Genomic DNA, 12861 nt, shown 5'->3' with positions numbered 1-12861 from the left:
TTATTTTGTCTATTTGTGGATAATCGTGGTTTTCATGGAAGGGAGGGCTGAGCTTTTGTCGAATTATTTATATATGTTAATTGAGATATTTCTATTAGTTGAAGTTTCAATTTGATACTTCGATTATCTTAATATGGAATCTTCAGCATTATAGTAATGAAAAAATTCACATGGTTATCTTTTCTATTAAGGGGAGAAGCAAATGTATATAGCAAATATAAAAATAGAAAATTACAGAAATTTTAAAAATAAAACCGTTATTTTCAACGAGGGTATCAATGTTATTATTGGGCATAACAATGCTGGGAAGACAAATCTTATCAAAGCTTTAGCTCTCGTTTTAGACTCGAATGGAAAAAAGAGATTAGACATACATGATTTTAATAAGAGTATTTCGCTTGATGAATTGAAATGTGCTCCTCCTAAAATAAGCATAAGCGTGACTATAAAACAAAGCGATAATGAAGACCTTAATTCTGACGACCTGGTGACAGTAGCCAACTGGTTGACTAAGCTTGATGAGCCTTATGAGGCAATGCTAATTTATCAATTCTATCTTCCAGAGAAGGAAACGGAAAGGTATATAGCAACCATTTCTCATGCGACTGATAAAGATAAAGCTTGGAGAATAATTCAACAGGAGTTCTTGAGACTTTATATCTATAAGATATGGGGAGGCAATGTTGTTAATCAAACCGCTGCAGATAGCGAATCATTACAGAAGTTTGATTTTCAATTTTTGGATGCAATCCGAGATGTCGAAAGAGATATGCTCTCAGGTAGGAATACTTTACTTAGAGATGTCTTAGATTTCTTTATGGATTACGATATTAAATCTGATCCTAAACGAACGGAGATAGAAAAATTAGAAGAAATTAAGCTAAAAAAACAATCCTTTTCTGATACCGCTGATATACTTTTAGAAAATCTCTCACAGAGAATGTTACTCGGTAAACAACAGATATTGTCTTATGCCGAAAATACAGGGGCATCCTTTAATAAAGCCAAACCCACGTTTGAAGGGAATATATCTGATGTTGAGTTGTTCTCAGCCTTAAAGTTAATTGTAGAATATGAAACGGGTATAAAAATTCCAGCAACTCATAATGGGTTAGGCTACAATAATTTGATCTTTATGTCATTGTTGCTGTCTAAAATGCAGGTGAATTCAGATGGAAGCTATTTAGGAAGCAATGCGAAAGTTTTTCCTATTTTAGCGATTGAGGAACCTGAAGCTCACTTACATCCAGCTATGCAATATCAATTTTTGAAATTTTTGCTGAAAAATAAGGAAGACAAAAAGGTAAGACAAATATTTGTCACCACCCATTCAACCCATATTACGTCTTCCGTCTCTTTAGATGAGATGATCTGCTTACATAATGAGATTGGGGAAACAAGTGTAGGTTATCCGGGGAAAGTATTCAATGAGAATGAAAAAAGCAAAAAATATGTTCAGCGTTTTTTAGATGCAACTAAATCAGATATGCTTTTTGCACAGAAAGTCATTCTAGTAGAAGGAATAGCTGAACAACTATTATTACCAATTTTAGCAAGATATCTAGGTGTCCCATTAGAAGAGAAACATATTGCTGTAGTTAATGTCGGTGGAAGGTATTTTGAACATTTTCTCTATTTATTTAATTCTAACAATCCTTATGCAATACATAAAAAGGTAGCATGTATAACCGATAGAGACCCTGAGAGAAAGAAGAAAGGTACAAAAGGTGAAAACTATAGCAAGTGCTATCCTTATGAATATGGTGTCCAAAAGGATATATATGATTATAAGCAAAATCCCTCTTTTAACTTGTATCCTCGTGATGGGCATTCTAATATAGCTGTCTTTTCTCAGGATGCAATTGAAGGAAAGACATTTGAGTATGATTTAATTTTACATAACCCTTCTCTAGAGATGTTGATTACTGATTCGATTAAAAATCAAGATGAAATAATGAGTTTAATGAAGTTGTTTAGGGATGGAAAAGATTTATCTGAATATGAGCAGAATTTTAGAAAGAGCGTTGAGAATAATAGAATGCTGGAAAGTATACGCTTAAATACCTCTTGGAAAAAAGATCAGAAGTCGAAAGGTCTTATTGCATCTCGTTATCTTAATTCTGTTGGAAAAGGGGAAAACGCTTTGGAATTAGCTTCTGTACTCACAGATAATCTCTATAAAATAGGAACAGCTGATTTTCAAGAATTTAAGGTTCCAAACTATATAAAGGAAGCCATCGCATGGATAATTCATTGATAGAAATAGACTCTAACTCTCTGATACCTCTAGAAAATCATTTTCGTGTAGCAGCTGGGCCCGGGGCTGGTAAAACCTACTGGCTTGTACAACATATTAAGAACGTTTTGTATCATTCATTGAGATTAAGCAAAACTCGAAAAATTGCTTGTATAACCTATACCAATGTAGCAGTAGAAACCATTTTAAACCGCTTAGGTACTAATGTTAATCAGGTAGATGTCTCAACGTTACATAGTTTTTTATATAAACACATTGTGAAACCTTACGCCTCATATCTGGAATCCGATTATGAATTGAATGTAAATGAGATGGATGGGCATGAAGAAACAGTAGTGCATCTAAAGAAAGTAAAGTGTTGGATTGAGAATCACTCCAATGTCGATCAATTAAAACATCCTTATACAGTGAACCAATTAATAATGCGTAAAGAAAATACAATACCTCTTATCAGATGGTTACATCACTTAAATTATCAATTTAATATGCATGGAGACCTTACACTCGTTGGAAATCGTAAACAAGCATATAGAATAGAAAGAAAGGGTGATAAAGAAGAACGTAAGTATCTTAATAAAATCTGTCTAGATGTACTAGAAACAGATTTTCTAGCATACAAAAAGCTTTATTGGTCTAAAGGTATTGTTGATCATTCTGATGTGCTTTTCTTTAGCTATCAGCTTCTTAAAAAGCACCCATTTATTTTAAAAGTTTTACGAGCCAAATTTCCCTATTTATATATTGATGAATTTCAAGATACAAGTCCGATACAAGTGGAAATTTTAAGACTTATAGGTGCCGAGGAAACAATTGTTGGTATCATCGGTGATGCTGCACAATCCATTTACAGCTTTCAAGGTGCTGATCCTGATCAGTTTGCATCTTTTTCGTTTCCCAATCTTTCTGAATACGTTATGAGGGATAATAGAAGAAGTACAAACCCCATTATTGATTTATTAAACTTAACCCGAAAAGATATACAGCAGAATAAGTATAGAAATATGGAGGGGGATAAACCCAAGCTTCTACTGGGAAAAAGAATAGCTGCTTTATTAAAGGCAACTGAACTTTGTAATGAAGAAGAGCTGTACACCTTATCACGTGACAATCCTACATCAAATGCTATGAGAAAATATTCATTGAGGGATGTAATTAATGACAAGTTGATTGAAGAACTCTTAGAAGTAGATAAACCAACTAGCAGCAACAAGTATAGAAGCCGAGTAGTTGTTACTTGCTTGAAATCCGTAGAATATGCTCGCGATGGAAACATGAAGAAGGCAATACAAGAACTTGAGGGCATCGAAAAAGATAGCAACAATAAGGAAGGAAGAAGAAAGTTCGCGTTGAAATCACTTTTCTTTCTTTTAAACGAATACGATACATTTAAAAATAAGTCTCTATATGAGTTTTACTTATTTGTGAAAAATACTATAAAAACTGAAATATCTAATTTTGGGAAAGGTGCAGCTAGAACATTTTATGAAAGCTATACATATGAGCAACTAGCTCTATGTGTAAATATTATTGATGATAAAAGTAAGCACAGAACTATTCACAAATCAAAGGGAGACGAATTTGATAATGTATTGATTGTTTTAGAATCATCAGTTGAATTGAATGTGTTTATTAAGCCCAATTTAAAAAATAATGAAGAACACAGAATTAGGTATGTAGCTTTGAGTAGGGCGAGAGAACGTATTTTTGTATCTGTTCCATACATAGATGAGAACCTCCACTCAAAGTTGGAGGGAGTTTTTGAAATAATTAATGTATGATGATTGACTCAGTCAGTTTAAAGTACGTGGAGAAGTGAGCGAATCATTTCATCTTTACGATACTTCAAGCAATTGGAGTAATTGGCCTCCAGAAATGAGATAGTGAATTCGTAACTCGTTATTAAAAGATAAGGATATTAGTAAGAAACAAAAATTGTTCTAAATGAGTAAGTCACGCTTATCTATAGCGATATAATAACTTGAATGGAGTTTTTTTATGGATGAATTTCACATTAGACAAAAAATAAAAGCGCATATAGAAGGTCAAATCGACGAATTTTTCGATGGCTACTTTTGTATGTATAAAGACAATATTGGATTTCTGTTATTTTATCATTTACTTGCTGTTGAGAAAGAATTTATCGATTCATACCCAAATCAAGGGAATGTTGAGTTTTATCGTAGTGCAGTTAGTTGGTTTATTAATCGAAGCATTTCGAATTTAAAGAATATTCATCTGGATTTTGTATTTAATTCTGATGATTTTGATTACTATTGCAATAATATATTACCGAAGATTTATAAAGCTTATTCAGATTTTAAATTCTTGAATGAAATAATGGATATGCATTCTTTTGTAAAAAGTCGACTTACTGAAGTAAATAAAGGTGTTTATAAACTAACTAGTTCAACAGTATGGGGAGGGTTTATTAAAGAATATTTATATTACAATGGGATTCACGATGAAGAAACGATGATTCGTGAGAGAAAAATGAAGAGCAGGCCAGTACTATATATTGCTAAAAAAATAAATGATTCGAAAGAAAAAAAATTAAATGGTGACATAAAAAGAATTAATAGATTAATGATTGACATTAATAAAGATTTATTTAGTCTATGCTATCAAAATACAAAATTGGATATGGATAAAATAGAAGGTTTTAAGAGTGAAGCCATCAGTAGAGACAAAAATTTATTAGAATTCATTGCGTCGTTATATTACTTCTCACAAATCCAATTAGAAGTATATAAGCTCTCATTACTTGAAAAACCTCATTACAATAGTTTACTAATATCTTTTGAAAAAGATTATTTAATTCAGAAAATTAATAAGATCACTAATCTTAATATAAATTATATTGAAAAGTGTATTTCTTATTTTACTTTTGATGGTCGTGGGACATTATTAGAATTCCCTTTAATAGAATATAACAAAAAAATATATTTTGTTCCTTCCTCATTTTTGTTGAGCGACCTGCAATTCACTTTAACTAATGGGCATTATTTTAAAGATGTAAAAGTGATTAGACGAGATGAATCTGTATCAAAAACTATAGTCTCAGAAATTAAAAATAGTGTGGAAGATTACAATAACATCTTAGTTGCTGAAGAAAAATATTATGAATTTTTTGATGAGAAGGGAAAAAAAGAAAATAGTGATATAGATGTCGCTATCTACGATCGGAGTTCAAACACATTACTTATTATAGAGTGTAAATGGAAGGAAAATCATTATATATCAGTTTTGGAGGAGAACTACGTAAAGATACTCGACACATTAAACAAAGCTTACAAGCAGCTAAATAAGCATCAAGTTTTTTTAGGGAAGAATATTGATAATGTGAATATGATCCTTGGACTTAAGGGATCTGAAAAATTAATTGAATATCCTCGTATTTTTTACATAGCTGTCGATAAAAGAAGTCAACTATATATTGATGATAAATATCTTGTTCCTCTGTATGGTCTATTGACTTTATTTAATATATACAATAAGTCAAAGCAATTAGAGTTAGAGTTAGTAGTCGAAGAGCTAGTAAAGCAGAATACCAAGGTGGAATATATTTACAACGAGGAATCTCAAAGAGAAATCTGTATTGATAACACTATTACTGTATACACAGATGATCTTTACTCAAACTATGTATGAGAAGGAGTTTTATCATTCTGATAAAAACAATAATTTCTTTCATAGTGCTGAATATATGTGAACTACATGCGACTCACTATATAGAGTTGAAATACATACAAAAATGAATTTAGGACCATACTGGTCTAGGGAACCGTTAAACCTCTCCTCCATAAAAGATGTTGAACGTTAGGAATATATAGAAACCAACTTTAATGTGAAAATCAGACACAAACTTTAATGTCACCATGTATTCAATGCCCTATTCCTAGACACCAACTATATTGTAAGTTTAGATAAGGGATAAAAACCTGGAATCCGTTGATTTTACTGGTTTTTTTGGACACCAACTATAATGTCACCGAACAGTTGTTGTCAAAAAAAAATAAAGTATTAGACTGAGATGCTTCATTAAGCTAACTGGCAGGATAGTTTGAATATCCAATATACGGTATTATTTAAATTATATCGTTAGTAGTACTTTTTATATGCATCGGATACATTCAGTTCCAAAGGATGGTTCAAAACAGTCAAACAAAATCATGAAGGTATAAGCCGCTGTAATGCGGCTTATACCTTATTTTGATGGAATTCACGATCAAGCTTAATTTTGGCCCTCGGGTACATCATAAGATAATCGATTTACGGGTCGGATTAACAACTTTATCAAGGTGATTTTCCATTACAAGAGGGAGGGATATTGTATCGGTCATAGGCCGGTGGAATAGTCGAAGAGGTAGGACCAGAAGTTTCAAAAGTGAAACAGGGGTTATCCCTTTCAATATTGTATCTGACTTCATACGAGCTAATATTTAACTACTGGCTACTCAGAAAATTGTAAGGTAATATCGCCGTTATTTGTATAAGCAGATAATTTTTTTGAACCATTCTCTTTATTGGCAGGCAAATTGCTATCTCCTTTCTTTACCTTGCTTAAGATCGCGAAATCATCATATGACCCTAGAATTGAACCGCTAATATTTCCGTTTTTTGTTTCAAGGGTTATAGCCGTCCCTGCATTCAATTTGTCCAGTTGGATATTTCCGTTATTTATGTTTACTTCCACTGTCCCCAAAAACGCGATTGTTGGTAATACAATACTTTCATTTGATGTTTTTAAAGTCAAATTTTTTAAAGTTGCATTAGGTATCCATACCTGAATAGTTCTGGTTACTTGCGAGCCTTTTCCTCCGATATAGTCATTCCATTCCTTATTACTGTCACTTACCATTGATAGTTCTTTATCATCAGATAGATCAATCTTGTAAAAATCTTTCTCACTTTCATAGTAAACAATATGAATTTGTTCATCTTTAGATTGGAGGATAGTTATTTTTTTGTCCTTTACATCAATTGTTAAGGTATCAATCTTTTGGGCAGGGATGATGTAATTTTTTTCCTCCATGGAAGTGGAGTGGGAGGAGCATCCTGCCAATGATATCAATAGTGTCACCAATATGCCTATAGTAGTTAGTAATTTTTTTGCAGTACTTTTCATTATAAAATGCTCCTTTGTTAAATCATTTTTCTTTTTAATATAGCCAGTCCTACGAATACCAATCCTAAGCTGCTCTGCAAAAAAAATTGCGATATGCAACTAAGCATTAGAGCTAAACATAATGATCTTGAAAAAGTCTACCCAAATATGTTGCAAGAGTTGGATCGGATCATTTTTGTATTTCGTTGCGTTTATCAGTCGCATATGTTTTAATCATCATAAACTTTTGTGTTACAAAAAGGTCAAGAGGGTAGATATGAACAACTATTTTACAATTAAGCAAGCAGCAGAAATCGTAGAGATGACCAGTGAGACCTTGCGGCACTATGATCGTATTGGGTTAGTCAAGCCATGCCATAAAGATGAATTGTCGGGATATCGATACTATTCCGAGCAGGAGCTCGTAAAGCTGCAAACCATTGAACTGCTCAAAGCAATGGATCTTACTTTAATGGATATTAAAGATATATTGCAGCAGAATGATCTCTCTAAAGTAATTGAATTTCTAAAACAGGCAGAAAAAAGAGCAGACGATAAAATTGCTCGTCTGCAGTATGCAAAATCGAAAATTAAACGTGCTTATCTACATTATGAAAATAAGTTCCACAACGGTTATAGTCAAAGTGAAAATTACTTTGTCAGACACATAGAGGAAAGGGTAATTATGCTTTCGAATAAAATGGAAAGCCCCACACTTAAGAATTTATGGGACTATCACAGACATTTCTATCAACAAATTGAGACTTCTCTGCATTCACAATTTCTGTTTGAAGATATGGCGGGAATGTTCACGACTGAAGGAATAACACGGTTATTTGCTGTTTGCTTGAAATATCCGTCTTTAGAGGGGGTAACTGTGCTACCAGAAGGGGACTATCTGTGTGCAAACTGTACCGAAGAGAATAAGAATGCTGTATTACAAAATTTACTTGAAAGGGCAAAGACGGAATACGATGTGTGTCCAGATTTTGTTCTTCATAACATTATTGTGACTGGAATATTGCAGTGGGATTATCAGATACAACTGTTCATTAAGAAACGCAAATGTTAGATTAAAAACAAAGGAAAGGTTTAGGAAAAGAAAATTGTTTGATTAAAAGTCGCTAATTTAGTGGCTTTTTTGATTAAGGAATCACGTTTCTTGCCCCAGGCTGAGGACAAGAACGTTATACTTCACCGATTAGCTAAATATTTAACTATAGTTCAATGTTATCTATTTAGCTAACTGGCAGATTTACGCTATAAGCCTCTTAGGATTAGTATGCTTAAGTGAAAAAAGTATTCTCATGAATTCTCTAATGTGAATAAATACAAATTCCACTTCAGTTAATCCATTTTCTATACATATTTTTAATAGTATATTGAGGTAAATAAAGTGATTATACACTTTGATAAATCCGAAATTGCTTTGTCGGTATTATTTTATGGCTTCGTAAGGATTGCAAAACCATCGAAATATGGGAGTTTAAAACAGATGTTGTGCTGTAGTTAGTTTTATGAAAGGAAGGTATAGGGGTGAGTATTTATTACGCTTCAAGCCAAGAGGATATCACTAAGGATGCACTCTAAGAGTTATTTCTTTCGGTAGAATGGGAGTCTGGCAAGTATCCAAACGAGATTTTACAAGCAATCGGAGGGTCTCATTCAATTGTTACCGCTTGGGAAGGAGGAAAGCTTGTCGGTTTAATAAATGCTTTGTCAGATGGTGGTTTAACGGTATATTTTCATTATATGCTTATTAATCCGAGTTATCAGAGTATAGGTATAGGTAAGGAAATGATGAATATAATGCTTGATAGATATAAAGGGTGTAAAACAAAAGTATTAATTTCTTATCCTCATGCAGTGGATTTCTATAATAAATTTGGCTTTAATACAGAGGATGGAGCTACACCAATGTTTATCTCAGAGTTGATATGATTAAACTAACGGGTCACGATAGTTTAATCGCAACAAGAAGGCAGCCGATCAGAGGATCAGCTGCCGTTTTTATTGAATTAAAAGGGCAGGATAACTAAGTAATTTCGCGAATACTCAACAGATGGAATTATCACAAAGTTCCCAAATAAGACGTTATAAGAAATCGGCGAGAAACTATAAGGAGCAGAAAACATGAAATGCCCTCACTGTAACAACGAATTAAGTGAACTTCCTTTATGTTACGGAAGTGAAGCACCATATTATTTTTACACTGTACCAGAAGAGAAAAGAACAGAATTAATTAGAGATTTTTGTGTAATTGATGAACAGCATTTCTTTATTAGAGGACATATTGAAATACCAATAATTGATAGCAAAGAGAAATTTATATGGAGTGTGTGGGTTTCTCTTAGTGAAGAAAACTTTCTGAAGTCTAATGAATTATTGCACGTAGAAGGAAGGGAGACGGAAGAACCTTATTTTGGTTGGTTATCGACTGAACTTTCAATATATCCAATAACTACATTATCGTTAAAGACAATGGTGCATACACAAGAGGTTGGTGCTGTTCCGTTAATAGAATTAGAACAAACGAATCATCAACTTGCAGTTGAACAAAGAGAAGGAATTACAATGGAGAGAGTTAAAGAAATTGCTCATTTAATAAATCATAGTCAGTAAGAGAAGAATTTGAAAGTATAGTCGAAGAAGCTGCCGACATCTTATTAAATCATATCTACGCCGCTCTGCTTGGTCTGCTAAGGATTTTCGGTGAACCGTAATTAGCAGACAACCCTGCAAGGCTAAACTCGGTGCGTAATGTCGTTTAAGCTAACAGGAGACTTTTGTTCAATGAAACAGAGACAGTCTAATATTTTATTTTCTGCTGACAATGACACGTTAGTCCCGATGATGTGAATAATCATCGGGACTTTTTTATTCAAAAGGCAAACTTTCGGAGGGTATATTCTTGAGGCAGGCTAAGCTAACTGAAGTTTTCTTTCATAAGTTGTCGCCCGTGAAACACTCAACGTCACCCCGTACTCCTATAAGGGAGTTAACGAGTGGCGTTTTTTCATGCCCAATTCTACAGATGTAGTATCAACAAGGCGTGCCCTAAATCATTACACCTATAAAGATCACGGGTTAAATTGCAATCAATTTCAGCTGATGGAAAGTTAGCTTTACATACACACTTCAATGTGTTATTCTTACGGAAAGTTAACTTTCCATAATTGCTTCAGGAGGTAAGATATTGAAAAACAGGCTTGAAGAGATTAGAAAAGAAAAAGGTATTAAACAAGAAGAACTAGCGGATAAATTGGAAGTATCCAGGCAAACGATTGGTTCACTTGAAAATGGCCGGTATAACCCATCCATCATTCTTGCATTTAAGATTGCGCGATTTTTTGAAATGAGTATTGAAGATATTTTCATTTACGAGGAGGAGCTGGGTAATGAAAACGGCGAGTAAATGGGTGCTCTTAACAATTGCAGGTGCTATTATGGTTTATATGGGTGGATTTATTTTAATCGACGAGAAGCTAAAAGGAATTTCCGGTTTGCTCATTGGTGTGGGTTCAGTCCTTGCAGTGCTTGGAGTAGGAAATATGGGGTATTCGTTATGGCTTAATAAGCCTCAGAACAAAGTAAAAAATGATGAGAAAGTTAGAATGAGTAAAATTGAGGCTAATGACGAACGGAAAATAAGAATAAGAGAAAAAGCCGGTTGGAAAACTAATATTGTTAACTTTTACATCCTAATGGCTCTAACTGTTGTATTTAGTTTAATGGGAGTAGATCAAACTGTAGTCACTGTGTTATGTGGTGTTTTTGTTTTTCAAATCTCCTTAGGAATCTTCCTGTTTAATTATTATGCTAAGAGAATGTAATTGGAGTGACGTAACATCAATTAGACCATTTGAAAATATTTTTTTAGGAGAGAATGACATGGAAGTATTTGCAGAATATTTAGCGCAAATTGATAACCCGCAACATCGGGAAAGAATGGAAGAAGTTTTGACTTGGGTAGCCAGAAAATTCACTGATTTAAAGCCAAAAGTTGCGTGGAATCAGCCTATGTTTACCGATCACGATACTTTTATTATTGGCTTTAGTGTATCCAAACATCATTTGGCGGTTGCCCCTGAAATTGCAGGAATTAATCGTTTTTCTGATGAAATTGTGCAGGCAGGTTATGATCACACCAAGCAGTTGTTACGCATCCGGTGGGAAAGTCCAGTTGATTTCTCATTACTTGAAAAAATGATCGAGTTTAATATTTTGGATAAGGCAGACTGTTCAACTTTTTGGCGGAAATAAAACGTATTATTTAGCGTTCAATTCATTTTAAGCAAATTTATATGTGGAAGCACCGTAGGACAAGTCACTTTAATACGTGATTTGTCTTTTTTATTTGAATTCTCAGCACAAAATATTCAATATTTTGGAAGGTGGATGGAATGTTGAAAGCGAATTTATACACGTTAGTTCAACCTGTTATGCGGAGACAATCCTAGGAGGCTAAGACTATGACTCGGTGCTGGAACGCTCTAAGCCACTAGTATTCCTGAACGCGGAAACGTTTAAGAGGTCAGGGTATTGCTGCGATTCTAGATGTCAGAAGAAAATGTATTACGCATTTGCAACTGCAAGTGTCGTAAACGCAACCTCAATCATATAGCATAGACTCCATTGTTTTTCTATAATTAAGGCAAGATATAGCAAAGGAGAGCAAGCAAATGTCTTTCAGTGAAAAATTGTTGCAACTTAGAAAAGAAAAAGGTTATTCCCAGGAAGTGCTGGCCGAAAAACTGTGCACAACCAGACAGGCAGTCAGCAAGTGGGAAAACGGACAGGGGTACCCCGAAACCGAAAAATTGCTAATGATTGGAAACCTGTTCGAGGTGTCCATTGATTATTTGCTAAAGGAGGGCGAGGTAAAGGGCGGCGTTGAAGAGCGTGGGTATTATGTCAGCCAAGAGATGGCGGAAGGGTATTTGATTCATCAGCGAAAGTCATCCAATCGCATTGCGACAGGTGTGTGCCTTCTAATTATGTCTTTTTTGCCGTATTTGATGCTTCGGAAGGAACAAGTCATTTATTCTTTTCTTATTATCATTTTGTTGGCGGCAGCGGGTGTCGTTGTTCTTGTGTCCGCCATACTGAAAGACGAGGAAAGGTACCATGTGCTGGATAAAGAGGCTCTTATGCTGGATCAAGGTTATGTGAAGCAATTAACAGAACGTTTGAATAGATTGAAGAGTAGGTACGCAGCTGTGATCATTGTGGGTGCTGGCATGTTGGCGGTAGGTGGAATGGGCTTTTTGCTAGAGAGAAAGGGGATCTCCAAAGGCGTGTTAATCCCTTATTATCCTATTTGCGTCATTTTGATTGCTATAGGCACATATGTAATTATTCGAACATCTACTTTGTTGTCCTCCTATAGTCTGCTGATCTACAATGAAAAGCATATTAATCGGAGGAATGACGGCTTTTGGAGAAAAATAAGAAAAAAGTTGGCAGAATAATAAGTTAGGCTCTTGAATCAATGTATAAT

General features: G+C 34.2%; 10 protein-coding genes and 1 pseudogene. 10 read left to right on the top strand and 1 reads right to left on the bottom strand.

Features of this window, described 5'->3' with window-relative positions; translation table 11 throughout:
* Window positions 1–202: 202 nt before the first annotated feature.
* The 3 genes from MKX34_RS28805 (at window position 203) to MKX34_RS28795 (ending at window position 5905) form a co-directional block, all read left to right on the top strand.
* Window positions 203–2257 carry an AAA family ATPase gene (locus MKX34_RS28805; protein WP_076296448.1) on the top strand — a complete coding sequence of 685 codons (2055 nt, stop codon included), beginning with the start codon at window positions 203–205 and terminating at the stop codon, window positions 2255–2257.
* Complete coding sequence (locus tag MKX34_RS28800; RefSeq protein ID WP_081383881.1) at window positions 2242–4035, top strand: ATP-dependent helicase; 1794 nt, start codon at window positions 2242–2244, stop codon at window positions 4033–4035. The genes MKX34_RS28805 and MKX34_RS28800 overlap by 16 nt, the downstream gene beginning before the upstream one ends.
* 217 nt (window positions 4036–4252) lie before the next feature.
* Window positions 4253–5905 carry a hypothetical protein gene (locus MKX34_RS28795; RefSeq protein WP_076296447.1) on the top strand — a complete coding sequence of 551 codons (1653 nt, stop codon included), beginning with the start codon at window positions 4253–4255 and terminating at the stop codon, window positions 5903–5905.
* An 802-nt stretch (window positions 5906–6707) separates the two neighbouring features.
* Here the strand turns inward: MKX34_RS28795 and MKX34_RS28790 are convergent.
* Complete coding sequence (locus MKX34_RS28790; RefSeq protein WP_076296446.1) at window positions 6708–7382, bottom strand: DUF4097 family beta strand repeat-containing protein; 675 nt, start codon at window positions 7380–7382, stop codon at window positions 6708–6710.
* 256 nt (window positions 7383–7638) lie between these two features.
* On the opposite strand from MKX34_RS28790, the gene MKX34_RS28785 reads away from it, so the two are divergent.
* The 7 genes and pseudogenes from MKX34_RS28785 (at window position 7639) to MKX34_RS28755 (ending at window position 12832) form a co-directional block, all read left to right on the top strand.
* Window positions 7639–8433 (top strand): MerR family transcriptional regulator, encoded by a 795-nt coding sequence (locus MKX34_RS28785; RefSeq protein ID WP_076296445.1) that lies wholly within the window; start codon window positions 7639–7641, stop codon window positions 8431–8433.
* Between the two features lie 557 nt (window positions 8434–8990).
* Window positions 8991–9302: pseudogene (locus MKX34_RS28780) on the top strand (GNAT family N-acetyltransferase); the annotation flags it as partial.
* A 192-nt stretch (window positions 9303–9494) separates the two neighbouring features.
* Window positions 9495–9983: a DUF2199 domain-containing protein gene (locus MKX34_RS28775; protein WP_038573408.1), complete on the top strand. Its 489-nt coding sequence runs from the start codon at window positions 9495–9497 to the stop codon at window positions 9981–9983.
* 574 nt (window positions 9984–10557) lie between these two features.
* On the top strand, window positions 10558–10776 hold the full coding sequence (locus MKX34_RS28770; RefSeq protein WP_038573407.1) for a helix-turn-helix transcriptional regulator: 219 nt from the start codon (window positions 10558–10560) through the stop codon (window positions 10774–10776).
* Window positions 10760–11194, top strand: a complete 435-nt coding sequence (locus MKX34_RS28765; protein ID WP_076296444.1) for a hypothetical protein — start codon at window positions 10760–10762, stop codon at window positions 11192–11194. Before MKX34_RS28770 ends, MKX34_RS28765 begins: the two co-directional genes overlap by 17 nt.
* Before the next feature lie 58 nt (window positions 11195–11252).
* Window positions 11253–11624 carry an iron chaperone gene (locus tag MKX34_RS28760; protein ID WP_076296443.1) on the top strand — a complete coding sequence of 124 codons (372 nt, stop codon included), beginning with the start codon at window positions 11253–11255 and terminating at the stop codon, window positions 11622–11624.
* 419 nt (window positions 11625–12043) lie between these two features.
* On the top strand, window positions 12044–12832 hold the full coding sequence (locus MKX34_RS28755) for a helix-turn-helix transcriptional regulator (RefSeq protein WP_076296442.1): 789 nt from the start codon (window positions 12044–12046) through the stop codon (window positions 12830–12832).
* The last annotated feature ends 29 nt before the right edge of the window (window positions 12833–12861 follow it).

The sequence above is a fragment of the Paenibacillus sp. FSL R5-0636 genome, from assembly GCF_037974255.1.
GTDB classification, from domain to species: Bacteria; Bacillota; Bacilli; order Paenibacillales; family Paenibacillaceae; genus Paenibacillus_AQ; species Paenibacillus_AQ odorifer.
This window is presented reverse-complemented; position numbering and strand designations above follow the sequence as displayed.

Bases quoted from the DNA above. Each gene is read 5' to 3' on its own strand.
- MKX34_RS28805 (WP_076296448.1), top strand. From the start codon at position 203: ATGTATATAGCAAATATAAAAATAGAAAATTACAGAAATTTTAAAAAT.
- MKX34_RS28800 (WP_081383881.1), top strand. From the start codon at position 2,242: ATGGATAATTCATTGATAGAAATAGACTCTAACTCTCTGATACCTCTA.
- MKX34_RS28795 (WP_076296447.1), top strand. From the start codon at position 4,253: ATGGATGAATTTCACATTAGACAAAAAATAAAAGCGCATATAGAAGGT.
- MKX34_RS28790 (WP_076296446.1), bottom strand. From the start codon at position 7,382: ATGAAAAGTACTGCAAAAAAATTACTAACTACTATAGGCATATTGGTG.
- MKX34_RS28785 (WP_076296445.1), top strand. From the start codon at position 7,639: ATGAACAACTATTTTACAATTAAGCAAGCAGCAGAAATCGTAGAGATG.
- MKX34_RS28775 (WP_038573408.1), top strand. From the start codon at position 9,495: ATGAAATGCCCTCACTGTAACAACGAATTAAGTGAACTTCCTTTATGT.
- MKX34_RS28765 (WP_076296444.1), top strand. From the start codon at position 10,760: ATGAAAACGGCGAGTAAATGGGTGCTCTTAACAATTGCAGGTGCTATT.
- MKX34_RS28760 (WP_076296443.1), top strand. From the start codon at position 11,253: ATGGAAGTATTTGCAGAATATTTAGCGCAAATTGATAACCCGCAACAT.
- MKX34_RS28755 (WP_076296442.1), top strand. From the start codon at position 12,044: ATGTCTTTCAGTGAAAAATTGTTGCAACTTAGAAAAGAAAAAGGTTAT.